Genomic DNA, 17,465 nt, shown 5'->3' on the forward strand with positions numbered 1-17,465 from the left:
GAACAGCGTACGGCCGTGCGGGTGCCGTAAACGGGCCGGGAGCGCCATGTCTCCCGGCCCGTTTTTCTATGCCTGGCCGAGGCCCAGGGCGCGGCGGAGGAAGTCCAGCTGGAGCAGGAGCAGGTTCTCCGCGACCTGTTCCTGCGGGGTCATGTGGGTCACGCCGGACAGGGGCAGCACCTCGTGCGGCCGGCCGGCGGCGAGCAGGGCCGAGGACAGCCGCAGCGAGTGGGCGACCACCACGTTGTCGTCCGCGAGGCCGTGGACGATCAGCATGGGGCGGGCCGGCTCGGCCGCGTCCACCAGGCCCTCGTCGTCGATCAGCGAGTTGCGCCGGTAGACCTCCGGCTGTTCCCCGGGGTGGCCGAGATAGCGCTCCTGGTAGTGCGTGTCGTACAGACGCAGATCCGTGACCGGGGCGCCGACCACCGCCGCGTGGAAGACGTCGGGGCGGCGCAGCGCCGCGAGCCCGGCCAGGTAGCCGCCGAACGACCAGCCGCGGATGGCCACCCGGGTCAGGTCGAGCGGGAAGCGTTCGGCGAGCGCGTGCAGGGCGTCCACCTGGTCCTCCAGGGTGATCGCGGCCACCTCGTCCTTGATCGCCTTCTCCCAGGCGGGTGAGCGGCCCGGCGTGCCCCGCCCGTCGGCGACGATCACCGCGAACCCCTGGTCGGCGAACCACTGTGAGGTCAGATGCGCGTTGTGCGCTGCCAGCACCCGCTGTCCGTGCGGACCGCCGTAGGGATCCATGAGAACGGGCAGGGGGGTGTCACCGACGTAGTCCGTTGGCATAAGCACGGCGCACGGGATACGTCGTGCGCCCCCCTCGGTGAGGAGTACGCGGGGTGACAGACCGGGATCTTCCGCAAAAGAACGGACAGTCGCCGCGGGCTTCCCGTCCCGCAGCACCCGCGCCACGCTGCCCGGCCGGTCCGGTACCGCCGACACCAGGACGGTCACGTCGCCCGCGCGCACCGCCGAGTGCACCCCGGGTTCCTGCGAGATGCGCTCGAGACCGAGTTCGTTGACCCGGTAGACATGCACCTCACCGGTTTCCGGCGCGGCCGCGTCCGCCCCGGCCGAGGCGGCCACCAGGACGTCGTCGGCCGTCACGTCCAGCACCGCCCGCACATGCAACTGGGCGCCCGTCAGCGGACGTTCACCGACCGCCAGGACCCGGGCGCCGCCCTCGTCGGCGATCCTGACCAGCTGCCCCGACGGACTCCAGCACGGCACGCCGGGGAAAAGATCCAGCCAAATCCGATCTTCGTCGGCGTGCACCATCCGGGTCGCCCCGGAGTCGGTGTCCACCGCCAGGAACAGCTGACTGCGCTGGTCGCGCGCCTGTACGAGCAGCAGCGGCGCTCCCGCCCCTGACCAGTGCACTCGCGCCAGATACGGGTAGCGCGCCCGGTCCCAGGCGACCTCGGTGCGCACTCCGTCGAGCCCGAACACGAACAGCCGCACATCCGCGTTGGCCGTCCCGGCAGCTGGATAGGGCACGTGTCGTGGCTCACGTTTCGGCTGGGCCGGATCGGAGATCCACCACCGCTCCACCGGCGTGTCGTCCACGCGTGTGACCAGCAGCCGATCCGATTCCGGAGACCACCAGAACCCGCGCGAACGGCCCATCTCCTCGGCCGCGATGAACTCGGCCAATCCATAGGAAACCGTGTCCGATTCCGGTTCCGCCACCGCCCGGTCGCCCTCGCCCTCGGCCCCCACCACCCGCAGAGCGCCCCCGGTGACGTAGGCGACGAGCCGTCCGTCCGGGGACGGCCGGGGGTCGATCACCGGCCCGGGGACCGCGAGTGCGGTCGCCGTCCCGGCCCGCAGCTCCGCCGTGAAAAGCCGTCCTGACAAGGCGAAAGACGCCAGCTCGACGGCCGCGTCGGTGGCGTAGCCGACGATCCCGGCGCCGCCCTCACGACTGCGCTCACGGCGTGCGCGCTCCTCGGGCGAGAGGTCCTCCGAGGTGCCGCCGAGAAGGGTCCGCGGGTCGGCGGCCGGACGCTCCGTACCGTCCGCCGGATCGAGGACCCACAGCGCGCCCGTGCGGTCCGTGCCGGAAGCGGAACGCAGGAACACGACCCGGGAGCCGTCGGGGGCCACCGTGAACGAACGCGGCGCGCCGAGGGTGAAACGCTGGGTGCGGGCGTGCCTGCGGGGGAAGGAGCCGGAGTCGGTCGTCATCCCCCGACCATATTGGCCATGCGACCCCCTTGTGCGGCTGTGCGCCGCGAGATGCGCGCCCACACATAGTTATGATCACTAGCGCTGTGTGGGTATGAACCTGCTGGCTGAGGTATGGATTTACAAGTTCCCTTGTTCTGCTTTTGCCCCCACGTTCCCGGGTCCTTGGAGGTGAACCGCCGTGGCACTCTCGATTTCGGCGGTGGTGCTGCTGGCGATCATCGTCTTCTTGCTGGTCAAGAAGTCGGGGCTGAAAGGCGGTCACGCGGTCGTCTGCATCCTGCTCGGCTTCTACCTCGCGTCCTCGACGATCGCGCCGACGATCAGCGACCTGACGACGAGCGTGGCGAGCATGATCGGCAGCATCAAGTTCTGACGCGTGCCGACGCGTGGGCTCCGGCGGGCGACCGACCGGAGCCGGCCGCCTCGTACCGCGCCTGCCCCGCATCCGGCTCCGTAAGCTCTGTGGATCCGGGGAGTTTCAGGCTTCGGACGCGTACGGCACGAAGTCGGCCCAGGCCTTGGGCGAGAGCGCGAGGCGGGGGCCGCTGTCGGCGTGCTTGGAGTCGCGGACGTGGATGGTGGCGGGGGTGGGAGCGATCTCTACGCAGGAGTCGCCGTCGGGCCCGCTGCTGTAGCTGCTCTTGAACCAAGCCAGTTCGGATGAGTCCCCGGCAGAGTGCTTGCGGATCATGTCTCTCCCAGCAGTTTCTCGATGAGGGTCAGAGACTCCCCTGGCCGGAGAGCCTGCGCCCGGATGGTGCCGTACCGCAGCTCAAGGATGCGGAGCTGCCTCAGATCGGGCGTCGGGCGGCCGTTGAACGCCCCGTCGGAACGGCCTACGCCTGTGCCGTCCTCGAACTTCAGCAACTCGATCCTGCCGCTGAGGCCAGGGTGAGCCCCGCTGTCCATCGGCATCACCTGAAGCGTCACATTGTTCAACCGCCCGACCTCCAGCAGGCGTTCGAACTGCTGTCGCCTCACCATTGTGCCCCCAACCTTGCGGCGCAGGGTCGACTCTTCCAGGACGAAGCCCAGGGCGGGCGCGGGTGACCGCTCGAAGACGGATCGACGTGCCATGCGTGCCGCCACCAGCCGTTCCACGTCTTCCTGCGTGTAGGCGGGCTGCCACGATTCCAGCAGGGCGTGGGCATGCTCGGGGGTCTGCAACAGCCCGTGGATGTTGTTGCACTCGTACACCCCGATCTCGACCGCCTTCGCTTCCATCGCCGCCAGATGTCGGACGTTCTTCGGGTACCGGACCTTCTTCACGTCCTCCTTCATTGCCGAGAGCAGCCCACCCGCCCCCAACACCTTGTCGGCCTTGTCCAGGTACTCGGGACGAGGGATCCGCTTCCCACTCTCGATCTTGTAGACGAGGTCCTCGCCGTACCCGACCGCCAGCCCGAAGTCGGCCGCCCGCATCCCCACGGCCTCTCGCCGCAGCTTCAACTGCCGACCCACCGTCTCCACGACGGCGGTGCCCCACTCGTCGTCCGGATCGACCTCCCAACCCGGTTCGTCCGCCTCCTCCTTGAGCTGGACCGCCTCGCCGTTCACCTGCGTCACTCCGCACCCCTCCGTCACCCGGACCGACAGTTCGGACACGACCGGACAACGCCCGGACAGTCACCGTACGCAACCGCTCCATCACTGTTCACGGTAAGCGGGAGTGGCCACTGTGAGTGACGTGATCCAGGAATCCGTCTCCGCCGGGACCCAACCCGGCCAGCACTTCCGCAACTTCAGCGTGCGGTTGTCTCCCACGCCTCGCGGAGCGCGCCTCGCCCGTCTGCTGACGTCAGAGCAACTGCGCTCCTGGGGGCTGCCGGTGGACCCGGCCGGCCAGATCGTCGCCGAACTGGCGGCGAACGCGGTGACCCATGGGCGCGTGCCCGGCCGGGACTTCCGGCTCACGCTGTACGTCATCGCGCGCACGCTCCGCATCGAAGTGACCGACACGTCGGGGGACCGGCCGCCCTGTCTGCGCCCAGCGGGCCCGGAGGGCGACACCGAGTCCGGCCGTGGACTGCTCCTGGTCGAGGCGCTCGCCGACCGCTGGGGCTGGGCTCCGGAGCTGAGCCCGCGCAAGACCGTGTGGGCCGAGGTCGTCCTCCCGCCGGGCGAGGTTCCGGACCGCGACTCCCCGCCGGCTGTCCGGCACCCGGTGCAGAACTGCGACGGCTGCGACCGAGGCCTCCGGTCACCCGAGCCGGACGCCCGCTGCCACGACTGCCGTGAGCGGTCGGCGGCCACGACCCTCTGAAGACCCCGCAGGCAAAGGAACCGCATGGTCAGCTCACCGCACGAAGCGATGCATCGCATCTTTCAGCGTGACACCAAGCTCTTCAGCCGCGTCTCGAAAGCCCTCGGATGCGACCTCCCCGTCCCGGACAGCGTCACGATCCTGCCCACAGACCTCACCGAGACCAGCCCGGTCGAACGGCGGGTGGACACCCTCCTGCGTCTCGACAGCACGGAACACGGCGCCTTCCTCCTCGCCATCGAGGCTCAGGGTAAGAAGGATCTTGCCAAGCCCGCGAGCTGGGCGTATTACACCGCGTATCTGTGGACGAAGTACCGGCTGCCCACCGCCCTCCTGGTCGTGGTCCAGGACCATGCCACCGCCGCATGGGCCCAGCTGCCGGTGGCCAGCGGGCCTCCCCAACTGCCCACGCTCACCATCAGGCCCCTCGTGGCAGGTCCCCACAACATGCCGGTGATCACAGACCCTGCCGAGGCCCACGAGGACCTCGTACTGGCCACCCTCGCCGCCATCACACACGCGGGCGATCCGGCCATTGGTGACATACTGAAAGCCCTGTCCACCGCGCTGCGGAACGAACACGAAGACGTCGTCGACCCCATCATCGAACTCGTCGCACAAGGCCTGGGCAGCCGCCCGGCCAAGGAGCTCTGGAGGAACCTGGTGGCCGTGGATCTTTCCTTCTACAAGTCAGACCTCGCGGAGGAACTCCGCGATGAAGGCCGCGACGAGGGGAGCGTCACCACCTACGGCACGGCCGTACTGACCGTCCTGGAACAGCGCGGCATCGATGTTCCTGCCGACGCGCGTCAGCGGATCGCGGAGTGCGGAGACCTCGAGATCCTCCACGCATGGCTCGTCCGCGCCGCCACTGCCGCGTCTGCCGCAGAGATCTTCGGAGACGAGTAGGCGTGGCCATGGATCCGGCCCGCTGCGCACCTGGCTGACCCGCGCCTTCGCCGTGCTGTCCGCCGAGGAGGTCTTCGCGGACGAAAACGCCTGAGTGGCGCACGGCCGGGCGGGCGACCGGGGACGGGGGGCCGCCTCGTAGGCTGGTCCCATGACGGAACTCCCCGCCCGGCGTCTGCTGCTGGTGCACGCGCACCCGGACGACGAGTCGATCAACAACGGCGCGACCATGGCCAGGTACGCGGCCGAGGGCGCCCGGGTGACCCTTGTCACCTGCACCCTCGGTGAACGCGGTGAGGTCATCCCGCCGGAGCTGCGCCACCTGACCGGCTCCGCCCTCGGGGAGCACCGGCGGCGGGAACTCGCGGCCGCCATGGCCGAACTCGGCGTCGACGACTTCCGCCTGCTCGGCGGCGCCGGCCGCTACGGCGACTCCGGGATGATGGGCCTCCCCGACAACGACGACCCCGCCTGCTTCTGGCAGGCCGACGTCGACGAGGCCGCCGCGCACCTCGTCCAGGTCATCCTCGAGGTGCGCCCCCAGGTCCTCGTCACCTACGACGAGGACGGCGGCTACGGCCACCCCGACCACATCCAGGCCCACCGCGTCGCCGTGCGGGCGGCGGAGCTCGCCGAGGGCGCCGGGTGGCGCATCCCGAAGGTGTACGTCAACCGCGTCCCGCGCTCCGTCGTCGGGGCCGCCTTCGTACGGCTCCGGGAGGAGCTCCCGGGGCTGCCCTTCGCCAGGAGCGCCGTCGTCACCGACGTACCGGGTGTGGTGGACGACGGCTGCGTCACCGCCGAGATCGACGGCGGTCCCGTGTACGCCGCCGCCAAGGCCGCCGCGATGCGCGCGCACGCCACCCAGGTCGAAGTCGCTCCCGGTGAGCGCTACTTCGCCCTCTCTAACGAGCTCGCGCAGCCCCTGTTCACGACCGAGTACTACGAACTCGTCCGCGGAGAGCCCCTCGGGAAGAGGGAGGCCGACCTGTTCGCCGGCACGGGCGACGCGGCGGAGGTGGCGTGATGTCCGACCGTGGTTCGATGCTCGCCCAGCCGCTGCGGATGCCCCCCGCCGGACGGATCGCCGCCTGTGTGGGGCTTCTGCTGCTCGGGGCGGTCACCGGTCTCGCCGGGGCGCTCGTCCAGGCGGGCTGGTTCCCGGGCGGACTGCTCCTCGCGCTCGTGGGCGCCGCCGGACTGTTCCTCGGCGGGGCACGGGCCCTCGGCAGCCGCGCCGGGGCCGTCGCGCCCGCCGCCGGCTGGATGATCTCCGTCGTGCTGTGCACCGCGGGCCGTCCCGAGGGCGACTTCCTGTTCGGCGCGGGAGGCGGTTCCTATCTCTTCCTGCTCGGCGGCATGGCACTTGCTGTGATCTGCGCCACCATTGGTTTGGGGCGGCAACCGGTCGGCGACCACGTCCGACTTGGCAAGTGACGTACCACTTCACCGTGGCGTGCCGGTGGGAGTCCCGTGTGGGTTTCCCCGGTGGTCGTGGGATACGGGCCAGAGGTGGCCAGTATGGTGGTGCGCGCCGCCGAGCTGCCCGTGAGGCCGTGCGGGCGGCGGAGCCAACCTGGAGAACCTGCCTTGAGCCGTGAAACTGACAGTCCGTCCTCCGGGCCCAACGGGCGCGGCGGAGCCGCGTACCCCTCGGGCACGCCGCCGTACGGCACCCCCGTGGTGTCCGACGGCGGCGCGGACGCGGGCCGTTCGTCCGCGCAGCCGGAGGAACGCAAGACCGAGACCACGCTGACGACCCGGATCCGCATCAACATCCCCGGTTCGCGGCCCATTCCGCCGGTCGTGGTGCGCACACCCGTCGCCGACACCGAGGCGCCGGGCCGCGACACCCCCGACGGCGGCCCCCGTGCCGGTGCCGAGGCGCAGCCCGCGGCCCCCGCGGCCGGCGCCGGCCCCTCCTCGTCCGAGACGGGCTCGTTCGAACTGCCCGGCGAACCCGCGCCCGCCGCGGAGGAGAAGACGAGCAACTGGTTCGCGCCACGCAAGTCGGGTCCGGCCAAGGGTGGTCAGGGCGGTGGCGTCCCCAACGGCGCTGCTCTGCCGGGCGGTTCGGCCGCCGGGACCGGCGCGCCCGCGGGTCTCCCCGCTCCCCCCGCCGGCGCGGCGGGACCGGGTGCCGGTGCGTCTGGTGGCGCGCGGCCGGGCAACGGGCGTCCCGGCGGTGTGGTCGGCTCCATGAGCGTGCCGGGGGGTGCCCGCCCCGGCGGCACCAACGGCGCCGGGATCCCCGGTGGCGCCACCGGCGGTCCCGTGGCTCCGGGACACGGTGGCGGCACGGGTTCCTTCGACGTGACCGAGGCGCTCGCCGTCGGCCCGCTCGGCAACGGCCCGCGTCCCGGCCAGGGCCAGGGGCCAGGGCAGGGCCAGGGACCGGCGCTGGGGCAGGGACCGGCGCAGGGCCCCGGCGGTGCCGAGCCGAGCCGCGACAACCTGCCGTACTTCTCCGACGGCCAGAACGGCTACAGCAGCCCGAACGGCGGCCCGGGTCAGGGCGGTCAAGGTGTTCAGGGCGGTCAGGGCGGCCTCCCGGCCGGTCCCGGCGGCTCCTACGACTTCAACGGTCCGGACGGACCCGGCGGACCCGGTGGTCCCGGCGGCCGGGGTGGCCCGCAGCCCGGCCCCGCGGGCCCGACCGGCGGTCCGGTCACGGGCGACGGCCCGATGGTGCCCCCGGTGGGCGGCGGCGCGCTCGGCGTGGCCGGTGCTCCCGGCGTGACGCGGCCCCCCGGCGCTCCGGGTGCTCCCGGTGCGACTCGCGCGCCCGGCGTTCCCGGCGGGCCCGGTGTGCCCGGTGTGCCTTCCGGTCCCGGCGGCCCGAACGGCCGTGGCGGCCCGGGTGGTCCGGCGGGTCCCGGCGGTCCGCGTGCCGCCGGCCCCGGCCCCCATACCGGTCGACTCCCCGGCGGTGGCCTGAGCGACGACACCGCGATCCTCACCCCGCAGAAGCCCGCCCCCGGGCCGGGCGCGGGCGGCTACGGCGGCCGTCCCGTCGACAACGTCTCCGGGCACACCGTCACCAGCGGCATCCCCGTCGTGCCCGGCGGCCAGGGCGGCACACGCACCGACGGACCGCTGCCGCACACCCCGCCGAAGGGGTCGGAGCCGGCCTCGCAGAGCTCGCCTGCGGGCGACTCCCGGAACTCCAAGAAGAAAAAGAAGAAGCGCCGCAGCAAGCTGCCCCTGCTGGGCGGTCTGGTGGTCGTCGCGGGGATCGGCGTCTACGGCGCCGGCCTGCTGATGAACCACTCCGACGTGCCCAAGGGCACCACCGTGCTCGGCGTCGACGTCGGCGGCGGCACCAGCGACGACGCCGTCAAGAAGCTCGACGACGCCTTCGGCAAGCGGGTCACCCAGCCGCTGAAGCTGTCCGTCGACGGCGACACCGTCACCCTCAAGCCCGACCAGGCGGGCCTCCAGTTCGACATGCAGGCCACGGTCGACGACGCCGCCAAGAGCGACTACAACCCGGTCTCCGTGATCGGCGCGCTGTTCGGGCAGCACCGCGAGGTCGAGCCCGCGATGCCGGTCGACGAGGAGAAGCTCCAGGCGGCCCTGGAGACCGCCGCGGGCGGCTCCGGGTCGGCCACCGAAGGCACGATCAAGTTCGAGTCCGGCAAGGCCGTCGCCGTCTACGGCAAGGCCGGCAAGGGCATCGACGCGGCTAAGGCCCAGGACGCCGTCGTCGAGGGCTACCGCACCCAGGTGGAGACCGGCACGGCCACCGCCGTGACGGTCCCGACCACGGACAAGCAGCCGACGATCTCCAATGCCGAGGTCGACCGGATGATGAAGGAGTTCGCCGAACCGGCGATGTCCGGCAAGGCCACCGTCATGACCGACGCGGCGCACGCGGTCTCCTTCAGCCCGAAGAACTCCCTGTGGAAGTTCCTCCAGGTCAAGGCGGTCAACGGCAAGCTCGTCGAGAGCTACGACCAGGCCGCGCTGACGGAGCTCTACGGCGGCACCTTCAACGGGGTGCTGATCACCCGCGGAACCGGTCAGAAGACCGCCGTCACGGTCCAGGACGTCATCGGCGCCCTGCGCCCGGCCCTGAAGAGCGGGACGAACCGCATCGGGGTCATCGACATCGACCCGAGCTGATCCGACAGCGGTGCCGCATGACATCTGTCATGCGGCACCGAGGACGGCAGACACTGCCGCGCACCCGGTCCCCGGGGCGACGATTACTGTCATGACGACGACAGCACCGGTGGTCGGGTTCGACCAGGTGAGCAAGAGGTTCGGGGACGTACAGGCGGTGGACGGCCTGACGCTCGCGTTGCGCCCGGGGGAGACCGTGGCACTGCTGGGGCCCAACGGGGCGGGCAAGTCGACCACTCTCGACCTGCTCCTCGGCCTCAAGCAGCCGGACAGCGGCACGGTCCGCGTCTTCGGCACCGGCCCGCGCGAGGCGATCGTCGCCGGCCGGGTCGGCGCGATGCTGCAGAGCGGCGGGCTGATGGACGAGGTCACGGTCGCCGAACTGGTCTCGCTGGCCTGCGGACTGCACCCGAGGCCGTACCGGGCCGCAGAGGTACTGGCCCGCGCGGGCATCGCCCAGATCGCCGACCGCAAGGTCGACAAGCTCTCCGGCGGCCAGGCCCAGCGGGTCCGGTTCGCCCTCGCGACCGCAGGCGACAGCGACCTGATCGTCCTGGACGAGCCGACCACCGGCATGGACGTCACCACCCGGCAGGCGTTCTGGGCCACCATGCGCGAGCAGGCCGACCAGGGCCGCACGGTCCTGTTCGCCACCCACTACCTCGAAGAGGCCGACGCGATCGCCGACCGCGTGCTGGTCCTGCACCGGGGCCGGCTGCTGGCCGACGGCACGGCGGCCGAGATCAAGGCGAAGGCGGGGGCGCGCAGGATCGCCTTCGACCTGGAGGGCGAGTTCGACGAGGCCGCACTGCGCGCCCTGCCGTTCGTCACCACCCTGACCGTGTCCAACAGCGGCTCCGCCGCGGGGTCCGGCCGCACCGTCCGCATCCAGTCCACCGACGCCGACGCAAGCGTCCACGCGGTGTACGGCCTCGGGCTCTACCCCCGCAACCTCGAGGTCGCCGGGCTCGGCCTGGAGCAGGCCTTCGTCGCCCTCACCACCGCCGAGGAGGCGAAGTCGAAGTGAACGGCCTGATCAAACTGGAACTCACCCGCGCCCTGCGCAACCGCAAGTTCCTGTTCTTCTCGGTGATCTACCCGTCGGTCCTGTTCCTGCTCATCGCGGGCAGCGCCGACGCCACGCAGAAGGTCGACGGCACGGGCCTGACCCTGCCGACCTACATGATGGTCTCGATGGCCTCCTTCGGCGCGCTCACCGCAGTCCTGATGGGCAACAGTGAACGCATCGCCAAGGAGCGCCAGAGCGGCTGGGTACGGCAGTTGCGCCTGACCACGCTCCCGGGCCGCGGATACGTCCTGGCGAAGACGGCGAGTGCGGCCGTGGTCAGCCTGCCCTCCATCGTCGTCGTCTTCGCCGTCGCCGCGGTCGTGAAGCACGTACGGCTGGACGCCTGGCAGTGGTGCGCCCTCACCGGCGCGATCTGGGCCGGCAGTCTCGTCTTCGCCGCCCTGGGCGTGGCGATCGGCTACCTCGCGAACGGGGACGCGGTCCGCCCCATCACGATGATCACCTACTTCGGCCTGTCGATCCTCGGCGGCCTGTGGATGCCCACGACGACCTTCCCGGCCTGGCTGCAGGACATAGCCAAGTGGGTGCCGACGCACGCGTACGCTGCCCTGGGGCAGTCCATCGAACAGAGTCAGGCCCCGCATGCCAAGGACATCGTCATCCTGGCCGTCTCCTTCGCCCTGTTCACGGGCGGCGCGGCCTGGCTGTACCGGAAGGACACGCTGAAGGCGTGAGCGCCATGACGGACGACCTGCTGTCGGAGAAGGCGGCCCGGCGGGGACCGCCGATCGCGCTGGGCCAGACGGCCCGCACCCCACACGAGCTGTGGCGGCGCAAGCTGCTGTGGATCGGCGTCTGGCTGGTGTTCCTCAGTTCGCCGGTGCACGACCTCGTCTCGGGCGGCCACACCACCGGCGGCACGGTGGCCGGCTGGCTGGGACTGGCGGTCTTCGTCACCCTCTATCTGTCGCTGCTCCTGCGCGACTTGGGGGCCACGCCCTACCCCGACAGGCTCGTCGCCGCCCTGATCGGCTCCATGGCGGTGCTCGCCACCGTCCTCGGCCTCACCCTCGGCTCCGCCTGGCTCGGTCTGTACTGCTACGTCTCCGTGGCCTGCGGGATGGTTCTTCCGCTGCGGACGGCGTTCTGGACGATCCCGGGCACGGCCGCGGTGCTGCTCCTCGTCGGCCTGCGTACCGACGAGGGGGACGCGCTGAACCTTCTCCTCCTGGTCCTGCTCATCGGCTTCGCGATGACGGGAGTGAGCCAACTCGTCCGCACCACGGTGGAGTTGCGCAAGGCCCGCGCCACGGTCGCCCAGCTCGCCGCCAACGAGGAACGGCTGCGCCTGGCCAGGGATCTGCACGACCTGCTGGGCCACTCGCTCTCGCTGATCACCCTCAAGAGCGAGCTGGCCGGCCGGATGCTCCCCGCCCACCCCGACAAGGCCGCCCAGCAGGTCGCCGACATCGAACAGGTCAGCCGCCAGGCCCTGGTGGACGTCCGCGAGGCCGTCACCGGCTACCGGCGCCCCCGTCTGGCTGCCGAACTGGCAGGCACACAGGTCGCGTTGACGGCAGCCGGCATCATCGCCGCGATCCCCGCCGAACCGGACCTGGACGACGTCCCCGAGGAGAGCGAGGCCGCCCTCGCCTGGACCCTGCGCGAGGCGATCACCAACGTCGTACGGCACAGCGGCGGCACCCGCTGCACGGTGGACCTGGTGCGACGCCAGACCCTGGACGGCCCCCTCCTCGAACTCTCCGTCGAGGACGACGGCTCCGGCGGCTCCGGCAAGGGACCCGGCAACGGTCTCACCGGCCTCACCGAGCGTCTGGAGAAGGTCGGCGGCACCCTGGAGGCGGGCCGCGTCAAGCGCGGCTTCCGGCTGACCGCCCGGGTCCCGGCCGGCCCGGTGCCGGACATAGGATCCAGCTCATGAGTGGTGGCACGATCAAGGTCCTGCTGGCCGAGGACCAGTCGATGGTCCGTGAGGCCCTGGCGGCCCTGCTCGGGCTCGAGGACGACATCGAGGTGGTCGCCCAGGTGGCGCGCGGCGACGAGGTCCTCGCGGCCGCCCACGCGCACGACATCGACGTGGCTCTCCTCGACATCGAGATGCCGGGCGCGACCGGTATCGAGGCCGCGGCGCAACTCCACAAGGAGCTGCCGCGGTTGAAGCTGGTCGTCCTCACGACCTTCGGCCGCCCCGGGTATCTGCGCAGCGCCATGGAGGCCGGCGCCGACGCCTTCCTCGTCAAGGACGCCCCCGCGGCCCAACTCGCGGAGGCGGTCCGCAAGGTCCTGGCGGGCGAGCGGGTCATCGACCCGACGCTCGCGGCGGCCGCCCTGGCGGGCGGCGCCAACCCCCTCACCGACCGCGAGCGTGAGGTGCTGCGCGCGGCGGCCGACGGTTCGACCAACGCGGAACTGGCGAAGGCCCTGCACCTGTCCCAGGGCACGGTCCGCAACTACCTCTCGACGGCGATACAGAAACTGGCGGTCCGCAACCGCGCGGAGGCGGTGCGCACCGCGCGGGAGAAGGGCTGGCTGTGAGCGCCAAGGCCGACCTGTGAGGCCCGCCCGCCCGAAAACGCCACATCGCCGACGCCCACCACCGCCCGTTCGCCGCTGGAGCCGCGCTGACGCCGCCAGGGGACCGTGGGCGCGGGGTGGCCGGCCAGAGGGGGTTCGCCGCCGCCGGTTCGCCGCTGGAGCCGCGCTGGAGCCGCAGGAGAAACTGGGCGCGGGGTGGCAGGCCACGGGATTACGCCGCCGCCGCGGTTCGCCGCTGGAGCCGCGCTGACGCGCCAGGAGGCAGCAGGCGCGGGTCGGCAGGCCGCGGGGAGTTCGCCGCCGACGGGGTTCGCCGCCGAAGCCGTGGTGGAGCCGCCACGGGTCAGTGGGCGCGGGTTTACCAGCCGCGGGAGTTCGCCGTCGGCCCGTTCGCCGCTGGAGCCGCGCTGACGCCGCCAGGGGACCGTGGGCGCGGGGTGGTGCGCCGACGGCGTTCCCGCGGCGCTCAGTTCAGCAGGGAGCGCGCGGCGAACGCCTCCTTGCGTACCCGCTCGGCGGCTCCCACGTCCACGACCTCCACCAACCCCGCGTACTCCTCCATTTCGGCCGCCCCGCCGATGAAGTCCCCGCGCTGGACCAGCAACTGGCCCTTCTCGTACCGCAGCCGAGCCGGATGCGAGGGCACGGCCAGCCCCAGCTCCACGGCCCACAGGGCGACATCCGACCGCTCGGGGCGGGCCGTGGCCCACGAGCGCAGGTTGTTCAGGATCCGCACCACGACGTCCATCGGCTCCGCAGGAGTCAGCATCGACGGTTCGAGCGGCGCTCCCGTCGCTCCGGTGACCAGCGAATCGGCGTCGCCCTCCGACAGGATGCGGCCCCCGTGGAAGGGATCGACGAGCACCTGCCGTTCGAGGTCCGCGGGCGGTCCGAAGCCCACCACGAAGTGTCCGGGCAGCGCGACGCCGTACACCGGCGCCCCGGCCCGCCGCGCCACCTCCACCCACACCACGGACAGCAGGATCGGCAGACCTCGCCGCCGTACCAGCACCCGATGCAGCAGCGACGACTCCAGCCGCTCGTAGTCCGCGGCCGAGCCGTGGAACCCGTACCGCTCGCCGAGCAGCTCCCGCGAGGCCTCCGCCCACTCCCGCGGCCCGCCGGGCCGGTACGGCAGCTGACCCGCCAGCCGGTCCAGCTCGATCTGCGCGGCGTCCAGCGCGGCCTCGTCCACCTCCGGGTCCGGCCCGGCGCCGATCAGCAGGCACAGCAGCGCCAGATCGGGCCGCTCGGCCCGCGCCTGCTCGGCGAACCGCGCCCGCGCCTCCTCGGAGAACCGCCCCCGCGCCTCCCCGGCGTCGAACCCGCTCACGAAAGAGTCCCCGGCGCGGGTTCCCGGTAGTGGTGGTACGCGTGATGCGCCGCGAAGCCCAGGCCCGCGTACAGCGCCCGTGCCGCCGCGTTGTCCTCCTCCACCTGCAGCCAGGCGGCCGACGCCCCCTCCTCCAGCGCCCGCCGGGCGAGCGCGGCCATCACGACGGTGGCCAGCCCCCGCCGCCGCTGCGCCGGATCGACCTCGACCGCCGCGAACCCCGCCCAGCGCCCGTCCACGACACACCGCCCGATGGCGGCGGGAGCCGCGCCGGACACCCCGGGCACGGCCGCGAACCACACCGAGGGACCTCCCCCGCTCTCGGCTTCGCCCGAGCGGGGCGACCCCCCGTTCAGCACCTTCAGGGCCACCTCGTTCACCCCCTTGCGCCGATACCGGGCCAGCCACGCCTCGTCGGCCTCCCGGGCCAGGACCACATGCTCAGCCTCCGCCCGGTCGGCGAGAGGCGCCAGCGCCCCGACCCACAACCCGGCGGTGACCTCACGCACCCACCCGCGCCGCTCCAGCTCCGCGCACAGCGGCTCCTGGGTGCCCTCGGCCCCCGTCGCGGTCTGTACGTAGGCGGGCAGCCCGCGCTCGCCGTACCAGCGCCGTACGACGTCCAGGGCCTCGTCGAGCGGGACGCCCGGCGCGCCGAGCGGCAGCACCGAGTTGGCCCGGCGGGTGAACCCTTGGGCGGCCCGCAGCTCCCACCCGCCGAGCCGCGCGGTCTCCAGGGGGCGCCAGGCACGGGAGGCGACCCGCGCGAGCTCCTCGTAGTCGGCGGCCGGGCCCCGGCGGCGGGCCGGGGCGGCCGGTACGACCTTGCCGGCGACCAGCGAGGACGCGTCAACGCGGACGCTCTCCCCGCCCTTCCGTGTGATCACCAGCACATCGTCGTCCCATGATGTGAGAACACCGACCGTGTCGGTGAATTTCCCCCCAGGGGCTCCACCGTCGATCAAGCGTCGCACGGAGACACGTTTACCCACGTCAGCAGCGGTGAGGCGAACCTCGAGACGTCCGGCGGCCGAGATTTCCACAGGTCAGTTCACCCCTCCTGTTCGGATCATGCCCAGGAACGGAGATACTAGAGGCGGGCATCGACGACGCCGCGCTCCAGCGCGCCAGGCGGCGGAGCCTCAGGAGGCCCGCCAGCCCTATCGAGGAGGAACGACAGCGTGACCTACGTCATCGCGCAGCCTTGTGTCGACGTCAAGGACAAGGCGTGCATCGAGGAGTGCCCGGTCGACTGCATCTACGAGGGCCAGCGGTCCTTGTACATCCACCCGGACGAATGCGTCGACTGCGGTGCCTGTGAGCCGGTCTGCCCGGTCGAGGCGATCTTCTACGAGGACGACACTCCGGAGGAGTGGAAGGACTACTACAAGGCGAACGTCGAGTTCTTCGACGAGCTCGGCTCGCCCGGTGGCGCAAGCAAGCTGGGTCTGATCGAGCGCGACCACCCCTTCGTCGCCGCGCTGCCGCCGCAGAACCAGTAAGAGCGGCCCGCTTCGTGCCGCCTCGGTCCCGTACGGCCTGATCGCCTCAGATCGCCGTGCGGGGCCGAGGCGTTTGCCGTAGGGGGACGCGTCGTACAGAAAGTGAGCCAGAAGCCGTGTCCGCAGTCTCCGACCGTCTCCCCACCTTCCCCTGGGACAAGCTGGCGCCGTACAAGGCGACGGCCGTCGCCCACCCGGACGGCATCGTCGACCTGTCCGTAGGCACCCCGGTCGACCCGGTCCCCGAGCTGATCCAGAAGGCCCTGATCGGCGCGGCCGACTCGCCCGGCTACCCGACGGTCTGGGGCACGTCCGAGCTGCGCGACGCGATCACCGGCTGGGTGGAGCGGCGGCTCGGCGCCCGTGGTGTGACCCACCGGCACGTGCTGCCGATCGTCGGCTCCAAGGAACTGGTGGCCTGGCTCCCCACCCAGCTGGGCCTCGGCCCCGGCGACCGGGTCGCCTTCCCGCGCCTGGCCTACCCGACCTACGAGGTCGGCGCCCGACTGGCCCGCGCCGCGTACGAGGTCTACGACGACCCGACGGACCTGGACCCCGAAGGGCTGAAGCTCCTCTGGCTCAACTCGCCGTCCAACCCCACCGGCCGGGTGCTCTCCAAGGGCGAGCTGACCCGGATCGTGGCCTGGGCCCGCGAGCACGGCGTCCTGCTCTTCTCCGACGAGTGCTACCTGGAGCTCGGCTGGGACGCCGACCCGGTCTCGGTTCTGCACCCGGACGTCAACGGCGGCTCGTACGAGGGCATCGTCTCGGTCCACTCGCTGTCGAAGCGATCGAACCTGGCGGGCTACCGGGCGGCCTTCCTGGCGGGCGACCCGGCCGTCCTGGCCCCGCTCCTGGAGATCCGCAAGCACGGCGGCATGATGACGTCGGCGACCACGCAGGCGGCGGCGGTGGCGGCCCTCGGTGACGACGCCCACGTCCGTGAGCAGCGCGAACGCTACGCGGCCCGCCGTACCGCGCTGCGCGAGGCGCTGCTCGCCCACGGCTTCCGCATCGAACACAGCGAGGCCGGCCTCTACCTCTGGGCCACCCGCGACGAGTCCTGCTGGGCCACCGTCGCCCACCTGGCGGACCGGGGCATCCTGGTGGCCCCGGGTGACTTCTACGGCGAGGCGGGCGAGAACTTCGTCCGTGTGGCCCTGACGGCGACGGACGAGCGGATCGCGGCGGCCGTCGCAAGGCTCGCCCGCTAGGACGGCTCCCACCACCCGCCCTGCTCGCCGCGACGACAGGGCCCGTCCGGCCGATCACCGCTGATGCGCCTGGGCTAACAGGCACCAGTAGCCATAGGCCCGGGGGAGACGAGCAGTGGGCCCTTCTGTTGGAGTGATTACGGCGTAATCACTCCAACTCCTCGACACGAGGTGAAGGTGCCTGAGTTCGACCCGGCGGCAAGGATTTCGGTGAGGCCACAAGCACTGTGACGTCAGCCTGAGCATCCGATCGCGATGCGGCGGGGGTCGGCGGGCGGCCGGCGAAGCCGGAGAAGTTGGTGATGAGTCGCGTACGCCAGGGGGTGTTCAGGACGAC

The 17,465-nt window shown here is 71.9% G+C and carries 17 protein-coding genes; 12 read left to right on the plus strand and 5 right to left on the minus strand.

Annotated features, from left to right (window positions below):
• Positions 1–66: 66 nt before the first annotated feature.
• Positions 67–2,193, minus strand: a complete 2,127-nt coding sequence (locus tag ACFWBB_RS19930) for a prolyl oligopeptidase family serine peptidase (RefSeq protein ID WP_385273811.1) — start codon at positions 2,191–2,193, stop codon at positions 67–69.
• Between the two features lie 181 nt (positions 2,194–2,374).
• Here ACFWBB_RS19930 and ACFWBB_RS19935 point away from each other — a divergent pair, with 181 nt between their 5' ends.
• Complete coding sequence (locus ACFWBB_RS19935; RefSeq protein ID WP_020127941.1) at positions 2,375–2,569, plus strand: hypothetical protein; 195 nt, start codon at positions 2,375–2,377, stop codon at positions 2,567–2,569.
• A 105-nt stretch (positions 2,570–2,674) separates the two neighbouring features.
• Here the strand turns inward: ACFWBB_RS19935 and ACFWBB_RS19940 are convergent, their stop codons facing one another.
• Positions 2,675–2,887, minus strand: coding sequence for a DUF397 domain-containing protein (locus tag ACFWBB_RS19940; RefSeq protein WP_385273814.1), 213 nt, complete (start codon positions 2,885–2,887; stop codon positions 2,675–2,677).
• Positions 2,884–3,762 (minus strand): helix-turn-helix domain-containing protein, encoded by an 879-nt coding sequence (locus ACFWBB_RS19945; protein ID WP_385273817.1) that lies wholly within the window; start codon positions 3,760–3,762, stop codon positions 2,884–2,886. Before ACFWBB_RS19945 ends, ACFWBB_RS19940 begins: the two co-directional genes overlap by 4 nt.
• 112 nt (positions 3,763–3,874) lie before the next feature.
• Here ACFWBB_RS19945 and ACFWBB_RS19950 point away from each other — a divergent pair, with 112 nt between their 5' ends.
• From ACFWBB_RS19950 to ACFWBB_RS19990, 9 genes are all read left to right on the plus strand, one after another.
• The gene (locus ACFWBB_RS19950; RefSeq protein WP_385273820.1) at positions 3,875–4,459 is read left to right on the plus strand and encodes an ATP-binding protein; all 585 of its coding nucleotides are present in this window, start codon (positions 3,875–3,877) and stop codon (positions 4,457–4,459) included.
• Between the two features lie 24 nt (positions 4,460–4,483).
• Positions 4,484–5,368, plus strand: coding sequence for a hypothetical protein (locus ACFWBB_RS19955; RefSeq protein ID WP_385273823.1), 885 nt, complete (start codon positions 4,484–4,486; stop codon positions 5,366–5,368).
• 151 nt (positions 5,369–5,519) lie between these two features.
• The gene (mshB, locus tag ACFWBB_RS19960; protein ID WP_385273826.1) at positions 5,520–6,395 is read left to right on the plus strand and encodes an N-acetyl-1-D-myo-inositol-2-amino-2-deoxy-alpha-D-glucopyranoside deacetylase; all 876 of its coding nucleotides are present in this window, start codon (positions 5,520–5,522) and stop codon (positions 6,393–6,395) included.
• Positions 6,395–6,805 carry a DUF6113 family protein gene (locus ACFWBB_RS19965; RefSeq protein ID WP_385273829.1) on the plus strand — a complete coding sequence of 137 codons (411 nt, stop codon included), beginning with the start codon at positions 6,395–6,397 and terminating at the stop codon, positions 6,803–6,805. Before mshB ends, ACFWBB_RS19965 begins: the two co-directional genes overlap by 1 nt.
• 153 nt (positions 6,806–6,958) lie before the next feature.
• Entirely contained in the window at positions 6,959–9,493 is a 2,535-nt protein-coding gene (locus ACFWBB_RS19970; RefSeq protein ID WP_385273832.1) for a hypothetical protein, read from the plus strand.
• 91 nt (positions 9,494–9,584) lie between these two features.
• On the plus strand, positions 9,585–10,520 hold the full coding sequence (locus tag ACFWBB_RS19975) for an ABC transporter ATP-binding protein (RefSeq protein WP_385273835.1): 936 nt from the start codon (positions 9,585–9,587) through the stop codon (positions 10,518–10,520).
• Positions 10,517–11,257 (plus strand): ABC transporter permease, encoded by a 741-nt coding sequence (locus tag ACFWBB_RS19980; RefSeq protein ID WP_385273838.1) that lies wholly within the window; start codon positions 10,517–10,519, stop codon positions 11,255–11,257. Before ACFWBB_RS19975 ends, ACFWBB_RS19980 begins: the two co-directional genes overlap by 4 nt.
• A 5-nt stretch (positions 11,258–11,262) precedes the next feature.
• Positions 11,263–12,465: a sensor histidine kinase gene (locus tag ACFWBB_RS19985; protein ID WP_385273889.1), complete on the plus strand. Its 1,203-nt coding sequence runs from the start codon at positions 11,263–11,265 to the stop codon at positions 12,463–12,465.
• Positions 12,462–13,079 (plus strand): response regulator, encoded by a 618-nt coding sequence (locus ACFWBB_RS19990; RefSeq protein WP_385273842.1) that lies wholly within the window; start codon positions 12,462–12,464, stop codon positions 13,077–13,079. The genes ACFWBB_RS19985 and ACFWBB_RS19990 overlap by 4 nt, the downstream gene beginning before the upstream one ends.
• A gap of 466 nt (positions 13,080–13,545) precedes the next feature.
• On the opposite strand, the gene ACFWBB_RS19995 is transcribed toward ACFWBB_RS19990, so the two are convergent.
• Positions 13,546–14,412, minus strand: a complete 867-nt coding sequence (locus tag ACFWBB_RS19995) for a tetratricopeptide repeat protein (protein ID WP_385273845.1) — start codon at positions 14,410–14,412, stop codon at positions 13,546–13,548.
• Complete coding sequence (locus ACFWBB_RS20000) at positions 14,409–15,455, minus strand: GNAT family N-acetyltransferase (RefSeq protein ID WP_385273848.1); 1,047 nt, start codon at positions 15,453–15,455, stop codon at positions 14,409–14,411. Before ACFWBB_RS20000 ends, ACFWBB_RS19995 begins: the two co-directional genes overlap by 4 nt.
• Positions 15,456–15,593: 138 nt before the next feature.
• Here ACFWBB_RS20000 and fdxA point away from each other — a divergent pair, with 138 nt between their 5' ends.
• Both fdxA and ACFWBB_RS20010 read left to right on the plus strand, forming a co-directional pair.
• Positions 15,594–15,914, plus strand: coding sequence for a ferredoxin (gene fdxA, locus ACFWBB_RS20005; protein ID WP_003973842.1), 321 nt, complete (start codon positions 15,594–15,596; stop codon positions 15,912–15,914).
• Between the two features lie 116 nt (positions 15,915–16,030).
• Entirely contained in the window at positions 16,031–17,128 is a 1,098-nt protein-coding gene (locus tag ACFWBB_RS20010) for a bifunctional succinyldiaminopimelate transaminase/glutamate-prephenate aminotransferase (protein WP_385273852.1), read from the plus strand.
• The last annotated feature ends 337 nt before the right edge of the window (positions 17,129–17,465 follow it).

Source organism: Streptomyces sp. NPDC060000, from assembly GCF_042737375.1.
In the GTDB taxonomy this organism is placed as follows: domain Bacteria; phylum Actinomycetota; class Actinomycetes; order Streptomycetales; family Streptomycetaceae; genus Streptomyces.

Excerpts from the sequence above, each read along its gene's own strand:
- ACFWBB_RS19930 (WP_385273811.1), bottom strand. The coding sequence starts at position 2,193 with ATGACGACCGACTCCGGCTCCTTCCCCCGCAGGCACGCCCGCACCCAG.
- ACFWBB_RS19940 (WP_385273814.1), bottom strand. The coding sequence starts at position 2,887 with ATGATCCGCAAGCACTCTGCCGGGGACTCATCCGAACTGGCTTGGTTC.
- ACFWBB_RS19955 (WP_385273823.1), top strand. The coding sequence starts at position 4,484 with ATGGTCAGCTCACCGCACGAAGCGATGCATCGCATCTTTCAGCGTGAC.
- mshB (WP_385273826.1), top strand. The coding sequence starts at position 5,520 with ATGACGGAACTCCCCGCCCGGCGTCTGCTGCTGGTGCACGCGCACCCG.
- ACFWBB_RS19965 (WP_385273829.1), top strand. The coding sequence starts at position 6,395 with ATGTCCGACCGTGGTTCGATGCTCGCCCAGCCGCTGCGGATGCCCCCC.
- ACFWBB_RS19975 (WP_385273835.1), top strand. The coding sequence starts at position 9,585 with ATGACGACGACAGCACCGGTGGTCGGGTTCGACCAGGTGAGCAAGAGG.
- ACFWBB_RS19985 (WP_385273889.1), top strand. The coding sequence starts at position 11,263 with ATGACGGACGACCTGCTGTCGGAGAAGGCGGCCCGGCGGGGACCGCCG.
- ACFWBB_RS19990 (WP_385273842.1), top strand. The coding sequence starts at position 12,462 with ATGAGTGGTGGCACGATCAAGGTCCTGCTGGCCGAGGACCAGTCGATG.